Annotated in this window: 22 protein-coding genes; 11 read left to right on the top strand and 11 right to left on the bottom strand. The window is 63.2% G+C overall.

All coding sequences use genetic code 11. The annotated features are described in order from the left end of the window. Positions 1–146: 146 nt before the first annotated feature. The 3 genes from MQW79_RS15220 to MQW79_RS15210 all read right to left on the bottom strand — a co-directional run bounded on the left by MQW79_RS15220 (position 147) and on the right by MQW79_RS15210 (position 4,301). On the bottom strand, positions 147–2,405 hold the full coding sequence (locus MQW79_RS15220) for an ATP-binding cassette domain-containing protein (RefSeq protein ID WP_476585316.1): 2,259 nt from the start codon (positions 2,403–2,405) through the stop codon (positions 147–149). 168 nt (positions 2,406–2,573) lie between these two features. Further along, positions 2,574–3,326 carry an ABC transporter permease gene (locus tag MQW79_RS15215; protein ID WP_476585315.1) on the bottom strand — a complete coding sequence of 251 codons (753 nt, stop codon included), beginning with the start codon at positions 3,324–3,326 and terminating at the stop codon, positions 2,574–2,576. Positions 3,327–3,338: 12 nt separating this feature from the next. After that, on the bottom strand, positions 3,339–4,301 hold the full coding sequence (locus tag MQW79_RS15210; protein WP_476585314.1) for an ATP-binding cassette domain-containing protein: 963 nt from the start codon (positions 4,299–4,301) through the stop codon (positions 3,339–3,341). Between the two features lie 171 nt (positions 4,302–4,472). On the opposite strand from MQW79_RS15210, the gene MQW79_RS15205 reads away from it, so the two are divergent. Next, a complete protein-coding gene (locus MQW79_RS15205; protein ID WP_476585313.1) occupies positions 4,473–5,249 on the top strand; it encodes a TetR/AcrR family transcriptional regulator in 777 nt (258 codons plus the stop codon). Here MQW79_RS15205 and MQW79_RS15200 read toward each other — a convergent pair. The 7 genes from MQW79_RS15200 to MQW79_RS15170 form a co-directional block, all read right to left on the bottom strand. Next, a complete protein-coding gene (locus tag MQW79_RS15200; RefSeq protein ID WP_476585312.1) occupies positions 5,239–6,183 on the bottom strand; it encodes an N-acetylglucosamine kinase in 945 nt (314 codons plus the stop codon). The genes MQW79_RS15205 and MQW79_RS15200 overlap by 11 nt on opposite strands. Beyond that, entirely contained in the window at positions 6,180–6,845 is a 666-nt protein-coding gene (locus tag MQW79_RS15195; protein WP_476585311.1) for an N-acetylmannosamine-6-phosphate 2-epimerase, read from the bottom strand. Before MQW79_RS15195 ends, MQW79_RS15200 begins: the two co-directional genes overlap by 4 nt. Continuing rightward, entirely contained in the window at positions 6,842–7,705 is an 864-nt protein-coding gene (locus MQW79_RS15190) for a carbohydrate ABC transporter permease (protein WP_476585310.1), read from the bottom strand. Before MQW79_RS15190 ends, MQW79_RS15195 begins: the two co-directional genes overlap by 4 nt. Further along, the gene (locus MQW79_RS15185; protein ID WP_476585309.1) at positions 7,702–8,622 is read right to left on the bottom strand and encodes a carbohydrate ABC transporter permease; all 921 of its coding nucleotides are present in this window, start codon (positions 8,620–8,622) and stop codon (positions 7,702–7,704) included. The genes MQW79_RS15190 and MQW79_RS15185 overlap by 4 nt, the downstream gene beginning before the upstream one ends. Positions 8,623–8,818: 196 nt before the next feature. Continuing rightward, complete coding sequence (locus MQW79_RS15180; protein ID WP_476585308.1) at positions 8,819–10,060, bottom strand: extracellular solute-binding protein; 1,242 nt, start codon at positions 10,058–10,060, stop codon at positions 8,819–8,821. Positions 10,061–10,107: 47 nt separating this feature from the next. Next, positions 10,108–11,172 (bottom strand): ABC transporter ATP-binding protein, encoded by a 1,065-nt coding sequence (locus MQW79_RS15175; protein WP_476585307.1) that lies wholly within the window; start codon positions 11,170–11,172, stop codon positions 10,108–10,110. Between the two features lie 207 nt (positions 11,173–11,379). After that, positions 11,380–12,231: a MurR/RpiR family transcriptional regulator gene (locus MQW79_RS15170; RefSeq protein WP_476585306.1), complete on the bottom strand. Its 852-nt coding sequence runs from the start codon at positions 12,229–12,231 to the stop codon at positions 11,380–11,382. Positions 12,232–12,447: 216 nt separating this feature from the next. On the opposite strand from MQW79_RS15170, the gene murQ reads away from it, so the two are divergent. From murQ to dgcA, 9 genes are all read left to right on the top strand, one after another. Further along, positions 12,448–13,383, top strand: a complete 936-nt coding sequence (gene murQ / locus MQW79_RS15165; RefSeq protein ID WP_476585305.1) for an N-acetylmuramic acid 6-phosphate etherase — start codon at positions 12,448–12,450, stop codon at positions 13,381–13,383. A gap of 10 nt (positions 13,384–13,393) precedes the next feature. Then, positions 13,394–13,882 carry a GNAT family N-acetyltransferase gene (locus MQW79_RS15160; protein ID WP_476585304.1) on the top strand — a complete coding sequence of 163 codons (489 nt, stop codon included), beginning with the start codon at positions 13,394–13,396 and terminating at the stop codon, positions 13,880–13,882. A gap of 4 nt (positions 13,883–13,886) precedes the next feature. Then, entirely contained in the window at positions 13,887–14,909 is a 1,023-nt protein-coding gene (locus MQW79_RS15155) for a glycoside hydrolase family 3 N-terminal domain-containing protein (protein WP_476585303.1), read from the top strand. Positions 14,910–14,942: 33 nt separating this feature from the next. Further along, complete coding sequence (locus tag MQW79_RS15150; RefSeq protein ID WP_476585302.1) at positions 14,943–16,610, top strand: ABC transporter substrate-binding protein; 1,668 nt, start codon at positions 14,943–14,945, stop codon at positions 16,608–16,610. Positions 16,611–16,779: 169 nt separating this feature from the next. Beyond that, positions 16,780–17,757 (top strand): ABC transporter permease, encoded by a 978-nt coding sequence (locus MQW79_RS15145; RefSeq protein WP_476585301.1) that lies wholly within the window; start codon positions 16,780–16,782, stop codon positions 17,755–17,757. A 13-nt stretch (positions 17,758–17,770) separates the two neighbouring features. After that, positions 17,771–18,649, top strand: coding sequence for an ABC transporter permease (locus tag MQW79_RS15140; protein ID WP_476588245.1), 879 nt, complete (start codon positions 17,771–17,773; stop codon positions 18,647–18,649). Beyond that, positions 18,646–19,464, top strand: coding sequence for an ABC transporter ATP-binding protein (locus tag MQW79_RS15135; RefSeq protein ID WP_476585300.1), 819 nt, complete (start codon positions 18,646–18,648; stop codon positions 19,462–19,464). The genes MQW79_RS15140 and MQW79_RS15135 overlap by 4 nt, the downstream gene beginning before the upstream one ends. Continuing rightward, the gene (locus MQW79_RS15130) at positions 19,461–20,375 is read left to right on the top strand and encodes an ABC transporter ATP-binding protein (RefSeq protein WP_476585299.1); all 915 of its coding nucleotides are present in this window, start codon (positions 19,461–19,463) and stop codon (positions 20,373–20,375) included. Before MQW79_RS15135 ends, MQW79_RS15130 begins: the two co-directional genes overlap by 4 nt. Before the next feature lie 8 nt (positions 20,376–20,383). Then, complete coding sequence (dgcA, locus tag MQW79_RS15125) at positions 20,384–21,367, top strand: N-acetyl-D-Glu racemase DgcA (RefSeq protein ID WP_476585298.1); 984 nt, start codon at positions 20,384–20,386, stop codon at positions 21,365–21,367. 120 nt (positions 21,368–21,487) lie between these two features. Here the strand turns inward: dgcA and MQW79_RS15120 are convergent, their stop codons facing one another. Further along, on the bottom strand, positions 21,488–22,339 hold the full coding sequence (locus MQW79_RS15120; protein WP_476585297.1) for a MurR/RpiR family transcriptional regulator: 852 nt from the start codon (positions 22,337–22,339) through the stop codon (positions 21,488–21,490). A gap of 266 nt (positions 22,340–22,605) precedes the next feature. Between MQW79_RS15120 and MQW79_RS15115 the strand changes: the two genes are divergently transcribed. Further along, on the top strand, positions 22,606–24,117 hold the full coding sequence (locus MQW79_RS15115; RefSeq protein WP_476585296.1) for an ABC transporter substrate-binding protein: 1,512 nt from the start codon (positions 22,606–22,608) through the stop codon (positions 24,115–24,117). The last annotated feature ends 20 nt before the right edge of the window (positions 24,118–24,137 follow it).

Genomic DNA, 24,137 nt, shown 5'->3' with positions numbered 1-24,137 from the left:
CCCGAGGACCACGCCGAACAGGCACAATGTGCCCGTGGTGAGCGGCCCTCGGGTCAGGCCCGAGGGCGGCGCGGTGGTTTGCACAGCCCTCCCACCTTTCGTTACCGGGACAAGCCCGGTGGTGACGATGAACAGGGGTGCCGGGTTCAGCCCCGCCCCGCCAGAAACTGCCCCGTCAGCGAGCCCGACGACTTCGCCAAATCCCCCGGCACGCCTTCGAACTGCACCCTGCCGCCATCGTGCCCCGCACCCGGCCCCATGTCGATCACCCAATCGGCGCGGGAGATGACGTCCAGATTGTGCTCGATGACGATGACGGTGGACCCTGCATCGACCAGCCGGTCGAAGAGGCCGATCAGCGTATCGACGTCGTTCATGTGAAGGCCGGTGGTGGGCTCGTCGAGCACGTAGATATTGCCCTTCTTGCCCAGTTCGGCGGCGAGCTTCAGGCGCTGGCGTTCGCCACCCGACAGGGTCGAGAGCGGCTGGCCGAGGGTCAGATAGCCGAGACCCACATCCACCAGGCCCTGCACGATTTTCGCCAGAGCCGGTTCGGTGAAATAAGCCGCGGCCTCCTCGATGCTCATCTCATAGACATCGGCGATCGACTTGCCGCGCAGCTTGTGTTCGAGCACTTCGGGCAGGAAGCGCTTGCCCTCGCAGGTCTCGCAGGTGGTCACCATGGGGTCGAGATGGGCGAGGTCGGTATAGATCACCCCGAGCCCGTTGCAGTCCGGGCAGGCGCCCTTGGAATTGGCCGAGAACAGCGCGGCTTCCACCCCGTTTTCCTTGGCAAAGGCCTTGCGGACGCCATCGAGAATGCCGGTATAGGTGGCCGTATTGGAGCGGCGCGAGCCGCGCGCAAGGTTCTGGTCGATGATGACGGTGTCGGGATAGGCCGCTGGGAGGCACCCCTGGATCAGGCTCGACTTGCCAGACCCCGCCACGCCGCTGACCACGGTCAGCACGCCGCGCGGAATATCCACCGACACGTCGCGCAGATTGTTGACCTTGGCGTGCTCGATCTTCAGTGGCTCGCCCGACGCCTTGCGCACAGTTTCCTTGATCGGCTGGTGCTTTTTCATGTGATTGCCGGTCAGCGTGCCCGACGACAGGAGGCCCGCAAAATCGCCTTCATAGACCACCTGTCCGCCACGCGAGCCGGCCAGCGGTCCCATGTCCACCACATGGTCGGCAATGGCGATCATGTCGGGCTTGTGCTCGACGATCAGCACCGTATTGCCCTTGTCGCGGAGCTGGGTCATCAGCGTCGCCAGACTCCCCACATCGTGCGGGTGCAGGCCCACCGAGGGCTCGTCGAAGACATAGGTGATGTCGGTGAGCGAACTGCCCAGATGCCGCACCATTTTCACCCGCTGGCTTTCGCCCCCTGAAAGAGTCGAGCTTTCGCGATCAAGGCTAAGATAACCCAGGCCGATAGTGACGAGGTTTTCGAGCCGCAGCGCCAGTGCCTCCAGCATCGGCCCCACCTGCGGCGCTCGAAGCGCGCGAATGAACACGGCGAGATCGGACACCTGCATGGCCGAAAGCTCGGCGATGGATTTACCGTTGACCAGGCTGGTCCGCGCGCCCTCATTGAGGCGGGTGCCGGAACAGGCGGGACAGATGGCGCGGGTAAAAATCTTCTCGTATTCGCGCAGCACATGGGGTTGCAGGCTTTCGGGATCTTTCGAACCGAGACCCTTCTTCAGCTTGGCGACCACGCCCTCATAGGTCAGCCCGATCTTGCCCACCTTGATCTTGCGGCCGTCATCGAGGTGAAGGAGATTTTCGCGCTCCTCGGCCGAATAGTCCTTGATCGGCTTGTCGAGATCGAAGAGCCCCGAATTGGCGTAGATTTCCCAGTACCAGCTGTCGACCGCAAAATCCTTGGGCAGCAGTGCACCGCCTTTCAGCGACTTGCTCTCATCGATCACGGCGGACATGTCCATGGCCGCGACCTGGCCTATGCCTTCGCAATCGGGGCACATGCCGCGCGGATCGTTGTAGGAGTAAAGCCCCGGCGGCCCGAGCCTGGGTTCGGCCAGGCGCGAGAACAGCACACGCAGCATCTGCGCCGCGTCGGTGACGGTGGCGACCGTCGAGCGCGAATTGCCGCCCAGCCTCTGCTGGTCGACAATGATGGCGGCCGAGATGTTTTCCAGCTGGTCGGCATCGGGCTGGCCATAGCTGGGCATGAACTGCTGGACGAAAGCGGGATAGGTCTCGTTGATCAGCCGCTGGCTTTCGGCGGCGATGGTGCCGAAGACCAGCGAGGATTTGCCCGAACCGGAGACGCCGGTGAAGACGGTGATGCGCCGCTTGGGAATGTCGAGCGAGACATTCTTCAAATTGTTCTCGCGCGCCCCTCTGATAACAATGGCGCCGTAAAGATCGTCCTGCATGTCGACTCCCGAAAATCTGCTCATTCACAGTTTACGCCGCTGAGACGCGATACCTTTTCCATCGTCATTGCCGGGCTTGTCCCGGCAATCCATCTTGCTGAGCCCTGGACCACCGGGACAAGCCCGGTGGTGACGATGGGGGACGATCGCGCTCATCACGCATCCGCCCTAGATACTCGCCTTGCGGATGGCATTGCCGCCTACGGCAAGGCCGATGACCAGGGTCGCGGCCACGACCAGCGTGCCATAGAGCACGGTCATGCTGACCAGCTCGCCCATGAACAGCGCCCGTTCCGCCTCGATGAGGTAGGTCAGCGGATTGAAGCGGCTGGCGATAAACAGCCAGGTCGGTCCGCTTTCGAGCGGCAGCAGCACGCCGCCGAGCAGCATCAGCGGCAGGGCCACGGACTGGCTGACCATGTAGAAGAGCGAGGTATTGTCCTTGGTGGCAATGGCCAGCGCATAGGAGAGCGCCGCAACACCGACGCCGAAGAGACCGAGCAGGACAAGGCCATAGAGCATGCCCACGGGATAGAGCTTCAGGCCAAAGGGAATGGCGATGACAATCATTACCAGGGCCTGAAAGAACAGCGGGAACATTTCCTTGAGGGCCCGGCCCATCAGAATAGCCGGCCGCGACATGGGCGTGGCGAGGAAGCGTTCCAGCACGCCGCTCATCAACTCCTCGGTCAGGCTCCAGCCCACCATGGCAGTCCCGAAGAGGGTGAGCATGACCATCATGCCGGGAATGAACCATTGCAGCGGCGAGACGCCGTCGCCCCCGACATCGCCCAGAAGCGGCACGAAAAGACCGATATAGAGCAGCGGCTGCACGAGGCCGAAGGCCAGCCAGACCCAGCCGGACACCAGCGGCCGCATCTCGCGGACGAAGCTGGTTTTCACGTCGTAGAGGAAATCCATTTCCGCTCTCCTTCAGGCCACGCTGCCCTGCGCTTCGCGCAGGGTGCGGCCGGTGAGGCCAAGGAAGACGTCATCGAGGGTCGGGCGACGGACATTGGCACTGGCAATATCGACGCCGACCTCATGCAGACGCCGGATGAATTCGGGCAGCAGGGCCTCGCCCTCGCCCACCGTCACTTCCACGCGGCTGTCAGCCACCGCGACGTCGCGGGCCTGGGGCAGGTTCTGCGCCAGTTCGGCGGCTCTTGCCGCGTCGGAATTGGCAAGGCCGATGGTGATGCGGTCACCGGCGAGATTGGCCTTCAACCGGGCCGGCGTGTCGTCGGCGATGAGCTGGCCATTGTCCATGACCATCACCCGCTCTGCCATGGTATCGGCCTCTTCGAGATAATGAGTGGTGAGGAAAATGGTCATCCCCGTCTCGCGCCGGAGCCTCAGGACATGCTCCCAGAGATTGGCGCGGCTATGTGGGTCGAGCCCGGTGGAAGGCTCGTCGAGGAACAACAGCGTCGGCTCATGCATAAGGCCCAGCGCCACGTCGAGCCGCCGCTTCTGCCCGCCCGACAGGGTGGTGCCGATGCGATCTTCCATGCCCGACAATTCCAGCATGCCGATCAGTTGGTCAGCGCGTTTCCTAGCATCGGCGGGGTTCATGCGCATGGCGGCGCCCTGCGTGAGGAGTTCGTCGCGCAGCTTGTAATACTGCCCGGCGCCGCTCCCCTGCCCGACATAACCGATGCGCTTGCGCACCCCTGCCGGGTCGCGGGCAATGTCGCAACCGGCAACCATGGCACTGCCGGAACTCGGTGGCAGCAATGTCGTCAGCATGCGCACCGAGGTGGATTTTCCAGCCCCATTAGGGCCGAGAAAGGCCACGAGTTCGCCCTCGGCGACATCGAGGCTCAAACCTTTGACGGCCTCGACCGGTCCGGTCTTGGTCTTGAAACTGCGAGTCAGATCTCTTGCATGGATCATGTGTTCCCCCTTGCGCCCGGACGCACACTCACCCCGCCCGCCGACATGACGTGTCAGCAGGGATGATTTCGACAGGCGCTCGACTTTTACGAGATGCGCAATTAAACTCTATACGCCGCACAATGTTTAGCAGAACATCGTACGGTGTAAAGAGTATTTTTCGAGGATGGCATGGCCGAAGAGATTTCCGGCAGGGGTGACCCGCTGCAATCGCTGCACCTGCTCTGGGGCAGAGTGGCGGCCGGCAAGCGCGGGCCCAAATCCAAGGTCAATCTCTCCGACCTCGTGCAGGCCGCCATCGCCATTGCCGACGCCGAGGGGATCGACGCCGTCTCCACCCGGCGCGTGGCCGAGGCGGTGGGCATTTCTGCCATGAGCTTTTACACCCACATCCCCGACAAGTCGGTGCTCATAGACCTGATGATCGACGCCATTGCCGGCGGACCCGAAGGCGCCGACCTGCCGCGGTTCGAGCCGGCGCAATGGCGCGACAATATCACCATGGTGGCAAGGGCCTATCGCCAGTTCTATCTCGATCACCCCTGGGCGCTGCAGGTGGGCACGCACCGGCCGGTGCTGGGCCCCAATACGCTGCGGGCCTATGAGGCGATATTGAGCGTCGTCGATGGGCTCGGGCTCGACGAGGTCGAGATGGACATGACCGTGTCGCTGATCACCAATTATGTCTATGGCGCGGTGCGCGACGTGGCGCGGGCGGCGCAGGTCAAGCAGCAGACCGGCATGAGCGACGACGAGTGGTGGTATGCCATAGCGCCCTTCCTCGAAACCATCGACTGGACACCCTTTCCCGTTGCCAGCCGCGTCGGCCCGATCGTCGGCGAGCTCTATGGGCTGGGCGATCCGGACCTGACCTTCAGGTTCGGTCTCGAGCGCATGCTCGACGGCATCGAAGTGATGATCGCGCGCAAGGCCGCGCTCAAGGCGTAGAGAGGCCTCGTGCCAAGAGCGGACGCCAGGCGGCGCCGCCCTCGCTCACCCCGAGCCGCGCGGCCGAGAGGGCGCTGTCGATGCTGGGCCGCGTTACCTCGACGCCCGGAAAACGCCAGGCGATTTCCTCAGCTATGACCTTGTGCAGGTTGAGCACGCCGCCGATCAGCGCAATCGGGCCTGGCCCGGCCCGCTTGCTGAGGGCCTCTCCAAGGCCCGCCAGTTCCGCCCCGGCACGGCGCAGAATATCGAGCGCCGTCTGGTCGCCGGCTTCGGCCGCCTTGGCCACGCCCACGGCCAGTGTACCGATACGGCCGCGATCCCCGGCATAGACGAACTGCCGGACATCGCTCCAGCCATTGCCGCCAACAGCCAAAAACATCTGTGCGGCAAGTTCGGCCAGTTCTTCGAAGGAGCCGGTATGGTCGAGGGCGCGATACATATGGTCGAGGGCCTGGAGAGCAATCCAGCTGCCCGACCCGGCATCGTCGATGAGAATGCCGCGGCCGCCGACGCGGATGACCTCGCCATTGCGGGTCACGTGAATGCCGATCGAGCCGGTGCCGGCGGAAATGAGATGCCCCTCACCAGGCCGGAAATGGGCGGCATAGGCCATGGCAATATCGTCCATGACGAGGATCTGGTCCGGGTCGAGGCCAAGCGCCGCGCTGGCCATGGCGCGGATCTCCGCCGTAGCGGGCGCGCCAAAGCCGGTCATGCCGGCACAAAGGCTGGCGGGGACCATCCCGGCTGCGCCGAGTTCTGCCGCGACTGTGGTGAAGACGCCGGCAAGCCTGACATGCTCGGCCGGGTTGAAGACGTGGGCGGTGGCGCCGCTGGCATTGCCGCGCGCCACGAGGTCGCCCGAGGCGTCGCAGGCAACCCAGCGGCTGGCCGTACCGCCGACATCGAGCCCGAGATGGACCTGGGTCACGCGGGCACGCCGGTCTTGACGAAAGCGCGGGTAATCTCGCGCGGATTGGTAATCATGGTTCCCACCACCACGGCATGGGCGCCGGAAGCAAATGCCGAGGCGACCAGTTCGGGACTATTGTAGCGTCCTTCGGCGACGATGGGTACGGTCAGCCGCGCCGCCAGGGCCTCGACCAGCGCCAGGTCGGGCTCTTCGGGCTTGGGCATGGTCGCCTCGGTATAGCCCGAGAGGGTCGTGGACACATAATCGGCGCCCCAGGCGGCCGCCTTGAGGCCCTCGTCCAGCGTCGAAATATCGGCAAAGACTTCCGCCCCCAGCTCGTCCCGGATGCGGCGGATCAGGACGCTGGGATGCTCGCCATTGCGGGGCCGCTCGGTACAGTCGAGGGCGACGATTTCTGCGCCGGCTTCGACAATGGCTCGGGCCGCTGCAAAATCGGGGGTGATATAAACCGGCCAGGCTTCGGAGAAGACCTTGTATATGCCGATGACCGGCAGGCCGGCCGCCTTGACGGCAGCAATGTCGGCCGGGCCATTGGCACGGATGGCGAGGGCGCCGCCATCCCGCGCGGCCAGCGCCATGGCGCCCATGAATTGAGGGCCGTGAAGAGGATTGTCGCTCCGGGCCTGGCAGGAGACGACGAGGCCCTTGGGAAGTCTCATTTGATGGCGCCCGAGGTCATGCCGGCGATGAACTGCCGGGACAGCACGATATAGATGATGATGATGGGCGCGGCCGACAGCGTCAGGCCCGAGAACAGCACGCCCCAGTCGGTCGTATATTCACCCATGAAGGTGGTCAGCCCCTGCGGCAGGGTCTTGAGATTATCGTTCTGGATGAAGACCAGCGGGAAGAAGAAGTCATTCCAGATCGGCACGACATTCTGAATGCCGGCGATCACCATGGCGGGGCGCACCAGCGGCAGCATGATCGACCACATGATGCGCGCTTCCGAGGCGCCATCCATGCGTGCCGCATCTTCCAGCTCATTGGGCAGGGTGCGGATGAAACCGGTCATGATGAAGATGGTCGAGGGCAGTCCCATGGCCGTATAGACGAAGATCAGCGAGAGCTGATTGTTGAGGATGGAGAGATCACGCATCAGCATGAAGAGCGGGATGATGGCGAGCTTCAATGGCAGCGTCAGCCCGGCGATGAAGAACATCAGGATGAAGCTGGCGCCGGTAAAGGCGTAGCGCCCCAGCGCATAGGCGGCCATGGTTCCCAGCGTCAGGATCAGCACCATGGAGGCACTGGTGACGACGAAGGAATTGACGAGGTAGCGCAGGAAATTGGTCTCGTTCCAGATTTTCACGAAATTCTGGACCTGGGTGAAATCGGGCAGACCGAAGGGCGAGGCAAAGATCTGCGGCGTGGTCTTGAAGGCCGAGAACACCATGATGACGATGGGCGCCAGCATCAGGATGGTGTTGGCGATGAGAATGACCTGCAACAGCCCGTCGCGTCCAAGCGCGCCCAGAATCCCCCGGCGGTCGTAATAGTCGGCCTTGGCGGCGCTCATAGCTGGATCTCCCTGGCGCGCAGCCGTGTGGTGATGACCGCTGCAACGACGGCAACGAAGAGGAAGATCAGCACGGCAAGAGCCGAGCCGAGCCCGAAATCCTGCTGGCCGGAGGACACATTGCCGAAGGCCGTGCGGTAGAAATAGAGCCCCAGCACATCGGTCGAGCCGAAGGGCGAGCCATCAAGTCCGCCCATGATGTAGGGCAGTTCGAACCAGTTGAAGGCGCCTACGAACAGCAGGGTGAAAACGATGGTGGCGCTGGGCGCGACCAGCGGCCAGACGATCTTTGAAATCTTGACCCATTCGCTTTCGGTTTCCATGCGCACGGCGTCGAGGATTTCACTGGGGATGCGCTGCATGCCGGCGAGGAAGACGAGGGTGGGGAAACCCACCATGTGCCAGGCCTGCGCCACGATGATGCTGCCCAGCGCCGTGCTCGATTGGCCGAGCCACGGCTGAGCCAGCCAGTCGAGCCCGATATTGCGCAGGGTCACATTCACCACGCCGAAGAGCGGGTGATAGAAGAGCTTGAACAGATAGGCGACGATGATGGTCGAGAGCACCACCGGCAGGAACACCGCAATGCGATGGAAGCGGGCGCCGGGCAATTCGCGCCAGAGCGCATAGGCGAGGATGAAGCCCAGCCCGTTCTGCAGCACCATGAGCGCAAAGAAGACGATGATGTTGTTCTTGAAGGCGTTGATCGTCCAGCTTCGGTAGGGCTCGACGAAGAGGACGGTATGAAAGTTTTCCAGCCCCACGAAGTCGAGGCGCTTCAGGCCCTGCCAGTCGAAGAAGGCATAGGCGAAGGCCGAAATGATCGGATAGACGATAAACAGCGCCACGAAGGCGAGCGGCGGCACGATCAGCACCGTGATCCAGAGGCCGCGACCTGTCATCCGAAACTGAGGCATTGGGGGCTCGCTTGGGCTTTTCTGCGTGGGAGAACCCCACCCTTGGTCCCTCCCCACAAGGGGGAGGGAGACGATGAACACAGGCGACTGATGCCTGCGCCTCCCTCCCCTTGATGGGGAGGGAATGAGGGTGGGGTGAAGCGGAGGACCCGGAGGAGCCCAATGCTCCACCCCTTTGGCGGAGGGAGTGGCCGCCTTAGTCCTGGAAGGGCTCGTACCAGGCAGCCAGACCGGTGGTCAGGGTCTCGCCGATGGCTTCCGGCGTGGTTTCGCCGGCGAACAGCTTCTGCATTTCGCCTTGGATCAGCACCGAGCCCGAGGGTTCGCCATAGCGGAAATGGGCGAGCATCAGGTAGGGGATCGAGGATTGGTTGAGCTCATTGACCTCGGCCAGCAGCGGGTTGTCGAAGGTGACGCCCGGAATGGTCGAGATGTTGTTGAGCGTATTGGCAAAGGCCTGGCCGAATTCCTGGCTGGCCAGGTAGTTCAGGAATTTTACCGAGGCTTCCTTGTTGGCGCCGGCGGCATTGGCGGCATAGCCGCCGTCGAAATAGAGGCCGACCAGCTTTTCGTCCTCGGCGGCCCTGCCGGGCGCAGCAAAGACGCCCAGTTCGATATCCGGGTTCTGGGCCTTGAAGGTCGCCAGCTCATAGGAGCCGCCAACGAACATGCCGGCCATGCCCGAGGAGAAGAGCTGCTGGGCGCTGGGATAGTCGAGGCCGATAAAGCCATCGGGGAAGTAGTCCTGGGCCAGCTCGTTGACCGAGGCCAGGGCCGAGGTGAAGCGCTCATCGGTGAAATCAGCGGTGCCGGCCATCAGCTCGTCATAGAAGGCCTTGCCCATCAGCGTCGAGCCGAGGCCGAAGGTGACGGTCTCGTTCTGCCAGGCGGTGGCGGTGCCATTGGCAAAGGGGATGACGCCGGCATCCTTGAGCGTCTGGCTGGCTGCAAGCAGCTCGTCCCAGGTCTGGGGTTCTTCGAGGCCATTGGCGTCGAACAGGGCCTTGTTATAGATCACCAGCTGGGTCTGGCTGGCAAAGGGCACGGCATAGAGCTTGTTGTCGGCGCGCACGCTTTCAGCGGCGAGGGCCGGGGCGGCGAATTCGGCCAGGGCCGGGACGCTCTCGGTGGTCAGCTCTTCGAGATAGCCGGCAACAGCGACGTTTTCGAGCCCGCCATAGGCGCGCACCATCATCACGTCGGGGCCCGTGCCACCGGCAAGGGCGGTCGAGAGAATGGTGTTGTAATTGGTGGCCTCAAACGTCTCGAAGGTGACGGTGATGCCGGGATTGGCCGCCTCGAACGTTTCGATGAACTGTTCATAGGCAGCCTTGTCTTCCTGGCGCCAGCTCCAGAAGGTCAGATCCTGGGCAAAAGCCGGGGCGGCGACGAGCACGGCGGCCAATGCGGCCCCGGTGCGAAGTACAGTTTTCTTCATGGATTTCCCTTCCCTTGAAAACGTCTTGGAATGATCTTTTCCGAGCCTCAGGGGCTCAGCCGCCGGCCATCCTCGGCGGAAAAATAATGCGCAGCCCCTGACGCGACCGTCACGGTCACCGTCTCGTCTGGCGCAAAGAGGTCATTGGGCGTGGTCCGCGCCGAAAGCAGCGTGCCGTCGGCAAGCCGGACATAGACATAGGCATTATCGCCCAGATACTCGGTATATTCGACGCGGCCGGAGAGCCCCTCGCCTCCCGGACCGCGCTGCAAATGTACCGAATCGGGCCGCAGGCCCAGCTTGAACGCGGCCCCGTCAGGCAGCGCGCCGGTCGCGATCGAACCGCCATTGGCAACCGCCAGTCGATCGCCTTCACGCGTCACGTCCACCAGCGTCATGCGCGGCGACCCGATGAAGGTGGCAACGAAGGTATTGGCGGGGGTCTCGAACAGTTCGCGCGGCGAGCCGACCTGCTCGATGCGCCCGTTGTTCATGACCACGATCTTGTCGGCCAGGGTCATGGCCTCGACCTGGTCATGGGTCACGTAGATCATGGTGCCGCCGATCTCGCGATGCAGCTTGGCGATCTCGAGGCGAACCTCGGAGCGCAGGGCGGCGTCGAGATTGGACAGCGGCTCGTCGAGCAGGAACACGTCGGGCTTCCTGACCAGCGCCCGGCCGATGGCGACGCGCTGACGCTGGCCGCCGGAAAGCTCGCGCGGCTTACGCTTGAGCAGAGGTTCGAGGCGCAGCATGCGCGCGGCCTCGGCAATGCGATTTTCCACCTCGGCCTTGTCGAGCCCCATGAGGCGGGCGCCGAAGGCCATGTTTTCGTAGACATCCATATGCGGGTAGAGCGCGTAGGACTGGAACACCATGGCAATGCCGCGGCGCGAGGGCGCGACGTCATTCATCTTCGTGCCGTTGAGCACGAAGTCGCCGTCCGAAATCGGATCGAGGCCCGCAATCAGGCGCAGCAGGGTGGACTTGCCGCAGCCGGAGGGGCCGACAAAGACCACGAATTCGCGGTCACCGATCTCGAGATCGATACCGTGCAGAATCTCGGTTTCGCGAAAACGCTTCTTGATGCCGCGAAGCGATAGCTGAGCCACATTGCTCTCCCGTCCCGACCCACCCCACGCGGGTCTCCCGAAGGCCCCTTCCAGGACTCTCAGATTGGAATACTAAATTCCACGAAAGAGCGGTGTCAAGAATATTCAATTACGATAGGCGCGCCAAGGAAAAGCGCAAAACCGGTCCAAAAAACCGTTCATCACAGGGGGCCAGGAGGAGAGCCGGGAGAGCCGGGAGAGCCGGGGTCAGCGGGCCTTGAGCACCGTGACTGCACTTTCGGAATTGTGGATGAAGTCATGCGCATCCGCCTGCTCGCGGATCATCAGGATGAACAGCATGTCCATCAGCATCAGCTGCGCGTCGCGCGAGGTGATCGCCGATGAGCGCACCCGCTCCTCGTCCGCCACCGTGAAGAGGTGAATATCGGCCAGATCAATCAACGGGTTAGGCTGCAGCCCGGTCATGGAGATGACGGTGGCGCCGCGCTGCTTGGCCACCTCGGCAATCCTGAGGGTTTCGACGCTGCGGCCCGAATGGGACAGGGCCAGCAGCACATCGGCGCTGTTCAGCGCCGAAGCGTTGGAGATCTGGATATGGCTGTCGCTGTCGATCAGCGCCATGCGTCCCAGCTTCAGCAACTTGTAAGAAAAATCCTTGGCCACCAGCGAAGACGCACCGACACCAGCAAGCTGGATTTTCCTTGCATTTCCAAGGGCTTCCAGCGCCAGGTCAATGGTCGCTTCGTTGTTGGCGGCGAGGGTTTCGCGCATCGAAAGCAGCTTGGAGCCGATCAGTTTTTGCAGGATGGTGACATAGCTGTCGGCCGCGTCGATGGTGCCGTGAATGACCCCGCCCGGGGTGTGCCATTCAAGCGCCTTGGCCTTGTTCACGGCGAGCTTCAATTGCTGGTAACCAGCATAGCCCAGCTTCTGGCTGAACTTGACGATGCTGGACTGGCTGCGCCCGGTGGCCTCGGCCAGGGCGACCGAGGACAGGGTCAGCATCTGCTCGGGGTGATCGATGATGAACTGGGCGATCTGGCGATCGGCCTGGGTCATGGTGTCGAGCTTGGCGCTGAGAACTTTCAGGACAGACATTTCGGCTTCCGTGACACCGGCGCCACCTCCGGCCCCCGATTTCGAGGACTAAAGCCGACACCGCTCCATTTGCAACTGGCTTCTCCCGCCACTTCCCACTCTCCCCCGATCGAGGCCGATGTGGAAAGCGCGAATTTTGGAATACAATATTCCTTGTCTCGTTGACAGCCGGAATATTCACTTCTAGCATCCGGCCGGAACTTGAGCATAGGCACAATGGCAAAAACCACCCTCATGGCTGAGCTGGAACAGCTCGTTTCCGAAGCCCGCAATCCGCATACGATGCAGATCGACCTGATGAGCTCGTCCGAGATTGTCACGGCGATGAATACGGAGGATGCGCGCGTCGCAGAGGCCGTGAACAAGGTTTTGCCCGAAGTCGCCGCGACCGTTGACTGCATCGTGGAAGCCTTCAAGGCCGGCGGACGGCTCGTCTATATGGGCGCCGGCACCAGCGGACGCCTCGGCGTGCTCGACGCCTCCGAATGCCCCCCGACTTTCGGCGTGCCCGAAGGCATGGTCGTGGGCCTGATTGCCGGCGGCGACCGCGCCCTGCGGCATCCGATCGAAGGGGCCGAGGACTCCCGCGAGGAGGGCCGCAAGGACCTCGAAAAGATCAACCTCACCGCCAAGGACGTTGTCGTCGGCATCGCCGTGAGCGGTCGCACGCCCTATGTCATTGGTGGCCTCGACTATGCCAGACAAGTCGGCTCGGTGACGGCGGCCCTGTCGTGCAATCCGGATTCGGCCATCGCGCGCATGGCCGACATCGCCATCTCGCCCCTTGTCGGACCCGAGGCGCTGACGGGCTCGACCCGCCTCAAGTCGGGCACAGCCCAGAAACTGGTTCTCAACATGCTGACCACGGCCAGCATGATCCGCATCGGCAAGTCCTACGAAAACCTCATGGTCGACCTGTCGGTGAGCAACGAAAAGCTCGCCGCCCGCGCCACCCGCATCCTCGTGGATGCGACCGGTTGTTCGCCCGAGGATGCTGAGAAATTCCTCGTCGCCAGCAACAATAATGTGAAGCTTGCCATCCTGATGGCGCTGACCGGCCTCGACGTGGCCGATGCAGAGATCGCGCTGGCCAATGCCGACGGCTTCCTGCGCCGCGCCGCCGCGCCCTCGCAGCCGCGCGCGGCCAGCTGAGGGCAACGGCATGGACCTTCTCGTCAATCTTTACAGCCGCAAGCTGGATGACCTCAAGGCGCGCGCCGAAGGGGTCGAAGCCACAATTCGCGTCGCCCTGCCGCCCGAGCAGCACATCATCAAGGACTGGGTGCGCAAGCACTTTTCCGAATATTGGGTGAGCGAAGTCAGCGCCGCCATGGCGCATCAGCCACCGGGATGCCTCATCGCCACCGTGGACGGGCAGCTGGTCGGCTTTGCCTGCTACGACGCCACCGCGCGGGGCTTTTTTGGCCCGACCGGCGTTTCGGAGGACCAGCGCGGCAAGGGCATCGGCCTCGCGCTCTTCCATCACACGCTCGTCGCCATGAAGGCGCAGGGCTACGCCTATGCAATTGTCGGCTCCGCCGGCCCGGTGGACTTCTACGTCAGTGCCGCCGGCGCCATGCCGATCCCCTCCGACAAGGAGGACATCTATCAGGGTCTGCTGCGCATCAAGCCGCAGCCGCAGGGAAACTAAGCCTATGTCGTCTACGCCGCTCGCCCTTTTCGTTGGCATGCCGGGCCATGAGCTGTCGCCATCGGAAATGGCCTTCTTCCGTGAAGCCAATCCGTTCGGCCTCTTCCTGTTCAAGCGCAATCTCGACAATCCCGACCAGATCAAGCATCTGGTCGGGCAGTTCAAGGAAGCGGTCGGCCGCGACGACGCCCCTGTCTATATTGACCAGGAAGGCGGCCGCGTGCAGCGGCTCGACAACGGCAACTGGCCGCTCTACCGCTCGCTCGGTGATTTCGGGGCCCTCGCCCGCAAGGATCTCGAGGCCGGCAAGCGCGCCCTGCGCCTGTCGTCCCTCGCCATGGGCTCCATGCTGAGCGAGCTGGGTCTGGGCAGCGGCACCACCCCGGTCGTCGACCTGGCTCGGCCCGGCACCCATAATGTCGTCGGCAACCGCTCCTTCGGCGACGATCCGGAACTGGTGACGACCCTGGGCCGCGTGGTCGTGGAGGCCATGCTCGAAGTGGGCTCGATGCCGATCTTCAAGCACATTCCGGGCTATGGGCGGGTGAATGTCGACCCGCATTTCACCTGCCCGGTGGTCGACGCAACGGTCGAAGACATGGCCGGCAGCGACTTCAAGCCTTTCGTGGCCCTCAAGGATGCGCCCTGGGCCATGGTCGCTCATCTCATCTTCTCGCAGATCGATGCCGAGCGCCCCGCTTCGGTATCGCCTGTCATCTGCGAGATGATCCGCCATGATTTGGACTTCGATGGCGTCTTGATCAGCGATTGCCTCACCATGGAGGCGCTCAAGGGAACATGGCCGGAACGAGTGCGCGCTTGCCTCGATGCCGGCTACGACATCGCCCTGCACAGCCAGGGTGATCTTGCCGCGAGCGAGGCGGCGGCAAAGGCGGCGAACCCGCTGAGCGATGAAAGCCTCGCCAGAATTGCCCGCGCCGAATCCCGGCTCGGGTCAAGCCGCTTCGACGTGCAGTCCCTGCATGCCGAGGTGGAGGGAATTTTCAGGGAGAACGGCTTCGCCTGAAGGCGAACCGCGATAACAAGGAGAGATATTGAGATGACCAGAACTTCATGGATTGCCACCGCATCCGTGCTGGCTCTGCTGGCGGCCGCGCCCGCCCAGGCCCAGGAGGCCAGCGGCAATGTGCTGACCCTCGTGTCCGAGCAGACCACCACGTTCGTGCGCAACTTCAACCCGTTCGGCCAGACCTCGGCGCGCTACACCACGCTCGACTTCATCTATGAGCCGCTGGTTGTGTTCAACCGCCTCAAGGCCAACGAACCGAATTTCCGCCTCGCCGAAAGTTACGAACTGGCTGACGACCTCAAGTCGATCACCTTCGTGCTGCGTGACGGCCTCAAGTGGTCGGATGGCGAGGCCCTTGATGCTGACGACGTCGTGTTCACCTACGACTACATCAAGCAGTTCCCGGCCCTCGACTTCATCTCCGTCTCGGCCCAGCTCGCTTCGGTCGAAAAGGTCGATGACCGCACCGTCAAGTTCAACCTCAACGAACCCAATGCTCTGATCGCCAATACCATTGTCGGCATGCCGATCGTGCCTCAGCACGTCTGGGCCGACATTGCCGATCCGGTGACCTTCGCCAACGAAAACCCGGTGGGTTCGGGTCCGATGACCGAGATCACCCGCTTCACGCCTCAGGTTTACGAACAGTGCCGCAACCCGAACTACTGGGATGCTGAAAACCTCAAGGTCGACTGCCTGCGCATGCCGCAGCTCGCCGACAATCCGCAGGTTCTTTCGGCCCTGGCCGACGGCACCCTGGACTGGGCAACGAGCTTCATCCCGGACATCGACAACACCTTTGTCGCCAAGGATCCGGAGCATCACCACTACTGGTTTACCCCGTCGAGCCTGGTCTCGCTCCAGGTGAGCATGACCACCCCGGACGAGAACAACCGCAAGGCCTTCACCGACGTCAACTTCCGTCGCGCCCTGTCGCAGCTCATCGACCGCCAGACGATCGTTGACATTGCGGGCTACGGCTACCCGCTGGTCAATGACGATCCGGCTGCCCTGGGCGAGCTCTATGCGTCCTTTGCCAATCCGGAAGTCGACGCCCAGTTCGGCCAGTATGGCCAGTTCGACCTCGAAGCCGGCATCGCCGCGCTCGATGCTGCCGGCTATGTCGATGCCGATGGCGACGGTTTCCGCGACAATCCCGATGGCACCCCGATCGCCATCGACTTCATGGTGCCGAACGGCTGGACCGACTGGATCGACGCCGTGCAGATTTCCATTGAGAGCCTTAGCGAAGCCGGCCTCAACGTGAAGATGTCGACGCCGGAAGCTGCGGTCTGGACCCAGAACCTGATCGACGGCACCTATTCGATGACGCTGAACGCCCTCGCCTCGGCGGCCAACCCCTACTTCCCGTATATCCGTTCGTTCAACCCGAACGATTTCGGCAAGTCGCGCTTCACCGCGCCGCATTGGGAAAATGCCGAGCTGAGCGCGCTCCTGGCCGAGTACACCCAGATCAAGGACCCGGCGGAAGCCAAGGCCGTGATGGACCAGGCTCAGCTGATCGTGGCCGAGAACCTGCCGATCATCCCGATCTACAACAGCCCGGCCTTCTATCAGTACAATACCAGCCGCTTCACCGGCTGGGCCGACGCTGACAATCCGAAGTACTCGCCGGTCGTCTCCAACGCCAACCCGGCCCGCCTGCTGCAGCTGCTGGATCTCGATCCGGTTGAATAAGGCTCAGTCCTGAGTCTCAACCCCCACCCAACCTCCCCCTTCCAGGGGGAGGAGCCACATCGGTGGCAATAACCAGGTCCGTGGCCGACCTCGCTCCACCCCTCCCCCTTCTTCAGGGGGAGGTCGGGTGGGGGTCAGGCACGGACCAATTGAAAGGGAACACATCACCATGGCCTTTTTGCTACGGCGACTGGCGTTCTACCTCGCGGCCTTCCTTGTTGCCGCCACCATCAATTTCTTCCTGCCCAGGCTGATGCCGGGCGACCCGATCCAGATCATGTTCGCCAGCGCCGGTTCCGAGCTCAGCCTCGAGAACCTCAACGCGCTCAAGCTGACCTTCGGCTTTATCGATGCGCCGCTGCACGAACAATATTTCGCCTATCTGAAGAGCGTCTTCACCGGCGATCTGGGCCGGTCGATCAAATTTTTCCCGCTGCCCGTCACCGAACTGCTGGGGCGCGCCCTGGTCTGGACGCTGGGCCTGATGGGCATTGCCACCGTCATCAGCTTCACCCTCGGGAGCTTCCTCGGCGTGTTCGCAGCGTGGCGCCGCGGGCGTCTCGTTGACTCGGTGATTTCGCTCACTGCCATCTTCTCAAGCTCGGTGCCGGCCGTGGTCGTGTCGCTGATCATGCTCTTCGTCTTCGGCTACACGCTGGGCTGGTTCCCCAATGGCTATGCCGCCAATCCGCTGATCGATCCGGCCTGGAACTGGGAATACATTTCGAGCGTGATCTACCATGGCACCCTGCCCATGCTGACGCTGGTCTTCGTGCTCTCGGGCGGCTTTGCCGTGACCATGCGCAACAACATGATCAACCTCCTGGGCGAAGACTATATCGTCATGGCCCGCGCCAAGGGTCTTTCCGACAACAATGTCATGATCTGGTACGCGGCGCGCAATGCGCTGCTGCCGACCGTGTCGAGCCTCGCCATCGCCATCGGCACCATTCTGGGCGGCTCGCTGGTCACCGAAGTGGTGTTCAACTATCCGGGCCTCGGCAACACGCTCTATCAGGCGATCATCGCGCGCGACTATCCTGTCATCCAGGGCCAGTTGCTGATCATGACCGCAGCGATGCTTGTCTCCAATTTCGTCGTCGATCTGAGCTATGTGTTGCTCGATCCGCGTCTCAAGAAGGCCTGACGCGATGAAGCTCATCCGCCAACTGCTGCAGAACAAGAAGGCCATGACCGGCCTTATCATTCTCACCATCATTCTCCTCGTGGCGATCTTTGCCCCGTTCCTGACCGAATACAGCCCGGTCAAGCGCGTCGGCCGGCCGCACCAGCCACCGAGCTGGGACCACTGGCTGGGCACGACCCGTCTGGGACATGACGTGTTCTCGCGCCTGGTCTATGGCGCGCGCGTGTCGCTGGCCGTGGGCTTTGGCGCGGGCCTGATGATCACCGTGATCGGCACGGTTCTCGGCATCATCGCCGGCTACAAGGGCGGCGTCGTCGACGAGGTCATCAACTTCTTCACCAATATGGTTCTGGTTGTTCCCAACCTGCCGCTGCTGCTGGTGCTGGCCGCCTTCATCGGCCAGGCGAGCCCGCTGGTCATCGCCGTGATCCTGGGCTTTACCTCCTGGGCCTGGGGCGTGCGCGTCACCCGCTCGGAAACGCTCTCGATACGCCAGCGCGACCTCGTCAAATCGGCGGAAATGCTGGGCGAGCCGAGCTGGCGGATCATGCTGTTCGAGATTTTCCCGAACCTCATTTCCATCGTCGGCATCAACTTCATCGGCTCGGTCATTTTCGCCGTCATCACCGAAGCGACGCTCGAATTCCTCGGCCTGGGCGATCCCAACACCGTCTCTTGGGGCATCATGCTTTACAATGCGCAGAACGCGGCGGCCCTCTCGGTCGGCGCCTGGTGGGACCTGCTCTCGCCCTGCTTCGCCCTGGCCTTCCTTGGCCTCGGGCTGGCACTCATCAACTTCGCCATCGACGAAATCGCCAATCCGCGGCTTCGCACCGGCGGCATGCTCAATCGCTGGACCCGCATGGTCCGCATCGGGGAGGGCAAGCTATGACCACGCCCGTCCTCTCCGTCCGCAATCTCAACATCGACTATATTGGCGCCGAAAGCGATTTCCACGCGGTCAAAGATGTCAGCTTCGACATCGCCCCCGGCGAGTTCTTCGGCCTGGCCGGGGAATCGGGCTGCGGCAAGTCGACCATCGCCTTTGCGGTGAGCCGCCTGCACCGCCCGCCGGCGCTGATCCGCACGGGCAGCGAAATCCTCGTCGAGGGGCGCAATGTGCTCGACCTCAGCGACGACGAACTGCGCAAATTCCGCTGGCGGGAAGTCGCCATGGTGTTCCAGAGCGCCATGAATTCGCTCAACCCGGTTCTCACGATCGAGACCCAGTTCTACGACGTGCTGCGCGCCCATGGCCCGATCAGCCGGGCCGAGGCCCGCGCCCGCGCGACCGAGTTGCTCAAGCTGGTCGACATCGCGCCGGAGCGGCTCGATTCCTACCCGCATCAGTGTTCGGGCGGCATGCGCCAGCGCATCGTCATCGCCATTTGCCTCGCGCTCGATCCGAAACTCCTGATCATGGACGAACCGACCACGGCGCTCGACGTGGTGGTGCAGCGCGAAATCCTGCAGCGCATCGACGTGCTGCGCAAAAAGCTCGGCTTTGCCGTGCTGTTCATCACCCATGATCTCGGGCTCATGGTGCAGGTGAGCGACCGTATCGGCATCATGCTCGAAGGCAAGCTGGTGGAAATGAACGAGGCCCAGACCATCTACCGCCAGCCGCAGCACCCCTATACCAAGAAGCTCTGGGCCTCGATGCCCAAGCTGCGTGGCGAGCAGACCCGCGTGGAGGCCACGCCATGACCGTGACACGTGACCCCATTCTTGCCCTCGACAATGTCTCGAAGGTTTTCGGCGACGCCAAGCATACGGTCTATGCCGCACGCGCCGTGAACTTTGCCCTCTATCCGGGCCGCACGCTGGCACTGGTCGGGGAATCCGGTTCAGGCAAGACCACGGCTGCCCGCCTCATCATGCGCGAATACACGCCCGACGAAGGGCGGCTGATGTTCCGCGGCGCCCCGCTCGGCAAGGCTGATGCCAAGGCGCTGAAGGCCTATCGCTCGGCCGTGCAGATGGTGTTCCAGGATCCGTTCTCATCGCTCAACCCGACCCACACGATCCGCTACCATCTCGAACGACCGCTGAAACTGCATCAGAAGGGGCTCACCTCTTCCCAGCGGCAGGCAGCCATCGAGGAACTGCTCGAACGGGTCAAGCTCGATCCCAAGCTCATCATGGGCAAGTTTCCGCACGAGTTGTCGGGTGGTCAGCGCCAGCGCATTTCCATTGCCCGCGCTTTGGCGGTCAATCCGCAGGTCATCGTCGCCGATGAGCCGACCTCGATGCTCGACGTCTCGGTACGGCAGGGCATTTTGAACCTGCTCAACGACATGAAGGCCGAGCTCAAGCTGGCGCTGCTCTACATTACCCATGACATCGCCACGGCGCGCTATGTCGCCGACGACATTATGGTCATGTATGCCGGCCAGATCGTGGAATGGGGCGCCGTCGACAAGGTGCTCGACGATCCGCGCCATCCCTATACGCGCCTGCTGCTCTCGGCGGTGCCGGACCCCGACCGGCGGTTTGATGACATCCGCTTTGCCGACGAGCTCGGCCGGATCGAGGAAATCCGCAAACAGGCGGCACTGGCGCAACCCGAAGTAAGCCAGGTGGGCGAGAACCACTTTTTCCGCCCCATGCCCGCCTGAGACCGCCTATGACCACGCTGTCTGCAACCATCGAGCGCTTTCCCATTGCCGGTAACTTCACCATTGCCCGGGGCAGCAAGACCGAGGCCGTGGTTGTCAGCGTGCGACTGGAAAAGGACGGACAGGTGGGCCGGGGCGAATGCACGCCCTATGCCCGCTATGGCGAGACGCCGGAAACGACGCTTGCCGCCATCGAGGGCATGGCGCCCGCGATTGCGGCCGGCATGACGCGGCTGGACCTGCAAGGCGAACTGCCGCCGGGAGCCGCGCGCAATGCGATCGACTGCGCCTTCTGGGACCTCGAGGCGAAGTTGGCAGGAACCACTGTCGCCGCCCTGGCGGGGGTGACCCTGCCGGAGCGGATCGAAACCGCCTTCACCATCAGCCTGGGCTCGCCCGACGCCATGGCTGATGCAGCCGCCAGGGTGGCGCATCTGCCGCTCCTCAAGATCAAGCTCGGTGCGCCCGGCGATGCGGAACGCCTGGGCGCCGTTCGCGCTGCCGCGCCCAATAGCCGCCTCGTGGTCGATGCCAATGAAGGCTGGCATGTGGAGGATCTCGGCGTCCTTCTTGATATCTGCCGGCATTGCGGTGTGGAACTGGTGGAACAACCCCTGCCTGCCGGCCAGGATGCGACGCTGGCCGACATCGACCATCTCGTCCCCATCTGCGCCGATGAAAGCGTCCACGCCCTCCAGGGCCTCGAGGACCTCGTCGGCCGCTATGACGCCATCAACATCAAGCTCGACAAGACCGGCGGCCTCACCGAGGCGCTGGCCGTGGCACGGCGGGCCGAGGAGTTGGGTCTCTCCATCATGGTGGGCTGCATGGTCAGCACGTCGCTCTCGATGTTGCCGGCCCGACTCCTGGCATCGAAGGCGAAGTGGGTGGACCTCGACGGGCCACTGCTACTGGCCGAAGACCGGCCGGATGGGCTGGTTTATCGCGGTGGGGGAATCGGAACAGGGGCTTCGGGGTTGTGGGGCGGGTAAGTCGTCCACCAAACCGACCGCCCTCTGGCTTGACCCGAGGGCCACTCACGACAGCTACGACCTGCCGGTGGAGAATGGTCCTCGCGAGGACGGCATCGCGTTTGAACAAGAGCTAAGCCGTCACTTCGGATGCGTCACGTCCCGCGTGCGCTGCAGGGCATCGACCGTCTGCTCGTAGCGCTGGCTGGCGACGCCGAGGAACAGGCAGTCGACGATGGCCAGTTGCGCAATGCGGCTGACCATGGCGCCGGCCCGCAGCCGGCTTTCGCGCGCCCGGCTGATCAACCTTTCGTCGGCAGCCCGCGCCAGGGGCGAATCCGGAGATCCGGTCAGGGCCACCGTCAGGGCGCCGGCCTGGCGCGCGATTTCGAGAAACCGCACCGTATCGGCAGTCGCTCCGGAATGGGAAAAGCCCAGGGCCACGGTACCGGGTGGCGAGAGCAAAGCCGCGGTCCAGGCCTCATGCGGATCGGCCAGAAGGAAAGCATTGCGGCCGACACGAAACAGCTTGTGGTGCAGGTCCTGGGCGACGAACTGGCTGGCGCCAATGCCGAACAGCAGGATGCGCTCGGCCCCGTCGAGCGCAGCCACGACCCGTTCAAGCGCGCCATAGTCGAGGCCGGACACGGTTTCGTCGATCGCCAGGATTTCGAGCGAGGCAACCTTGGAGGCCATTTCCTGCAAGGTGTCGGATTGGGCGATCTCGGCACCCAGCATGAGATCGGAACCGAACTGTGCCGCCTCCTTGCCCAGTTCGGTCGCCAATTGCATGCGCAGTTGTGCATAACCCGACAGGCCCAGGGTGCGGCAGAAGCGCACGACCGAGGCCACCGACGTTCCACAACTCTCAGCCAGTTCGGAAATTGTCTGCTCGAGCACGATGCGCGGCTGGTCGCGGATCACCGATGCCACACGCTGCATGGCTGGCGTGAACCTGTCCGCAGATGCTTCTATGCTCGTCTGAATGCCCAAGAAATTCCCCTCGCCTGGCCCTTTCGCGCCAGCCCGGCCCGAAATCGGCGCGACCCTATATGAGCCGCGTCCGGAACCCTATTGAAACAAAAGTTCAGAACAAACTTCAATCTTGAAAATTATTGACAGACAAAGCCCTGACTTCATAGGTTTGTCGCAGAGGTTGGTGTGGCCGGGGGCGAGGGACGCTGCTGTTGGCCCGCACCGGACGACCTTTGGCACGGCACCCATGCGTGGAGCCGGCCCAACAGAGAGGGAACTCGACAATGCTATTTTCCAGGAAACTTCTGGCCGGCCTCGCCGTGGCCACTGCTCTGACCTCGGTCAGCGCCGCGCTGCCCGTCCAGGCCGCCGAACTGCGCATGGCCTGGTCGCAGGACGCCACCGGCCTCGACCCGCACAAGCAGACCGCTTTCTCGTCGCTGCGCCTGCTCGAGCTGATCTATGAGCCGCTGGTGCGCCTCGATGCCGATCTCAACGTCGTTCCCGCGATTGCCACCGAATGGGAATTTGCCGAAGACGCCAAGACCCTCACCTTCACGCTCGACCCGAACGCCAAGTTCACCAATGGCGCGCAGGTGACCTCGGCTGACGTCAAGGCCTCGTTCGAGCGCCTGCTCGACGAAGAGACCGCCGCGGCCGCCCGCTCGAATTTCCTGTCGATCGAGAGCATCGACACGCCCGATGACACGACCGTCGTATTCAACCTCTCGACCGCTGATGTGCCGATCCTGGTCGCCATGGCCACGATCAACGCTGCCGTGGTCCCCGCTTCGGAAATCGAGGCCGGCACGGTCGGCACCGAGGCCATTGGCTCGGGTCCGTTCGTACTCGACAGCTGGGAACCCAATTCGCGCGAAGTGCTCTCGGCCAATGCCGACTGGGCTGGTGGCGAGGTCGGTGTCGAGGGCATCACCATTTCGGTCCTGCCCGACGAAATGGCGATCCTGGCTTCGCTGCGCGCCGGCCAGACGGATTTCGCCCTCCTGAATGACCCGCTGGTCGCCACCCTCGTGCCGATGGAATCCAACCTCACCCTCAACCGTGTCGGCCAGCTCGCCTATAACGTGCTGCAGCTCAATCCCTCGCGTCCGCCGATGGACAACCTGCTCGTGCGTCAGGCCATGAGCTGCGCCATCGACCGCCAGGCCATCATCGATGCGGCGCTCGCCGGTGAAGGCAAGGTGACCGGTCCCCTCACCATGCCGGCCTTTGCACAGGATCCGAACAACCTCTTCTGCTACACGCAGGACCTCGAAAAGGCCATGGCGCTGATGGCCGAAGCGGGCGTTGACGGCTTTACCGCCACGGTGATCGCCGCCACTGGCGAACCGCCGGTCGCCGCCTCGGAAGCTCAGGTACTGCAGGCCCAGCTGGCCGAGATCGGCGTCAATCTCGAAATCGAGATGATGGAACTCAACGTCTATGTCGACACCTGGCTGGCCGGTGACTTCGACATGGCCGTGGCGCTCAATGGTGGCCGTCCCGACCCCTACCCGATGTACAACCGCTACTTCACCAAGGACGGCAACCTGCTCAAGGTCTCCAACTTCGTCGACGACACGCTCGACAGCCTGATGAAGCAGGGCCAGGCCGAAACCGACCCGGCCAAGCGCGTGGAAATTTTCCAGGCCTTCGAAAGCCACCTGGCCGAACAGGCTCCGTGGCTCTGGCTCTCGACCAGCTATGGCTACACCGCCTCGCTCAACACAGTGACCGGCTTCGTGCCGTCGCCGACCGGCACGCTGTTCGGCCTCGTCGACGTCACTGTAGAGTAAGCCTCACAACGAAAAGGGCC

Source organism: Devosia sp. Micro-HW1 (assembly GCF_056341075.1).
The sequence above is the reverse complement of the archived record's forward strand: the minus strand, read 5'-3'. Positions and strand labels throughout refer to the sequence as shown.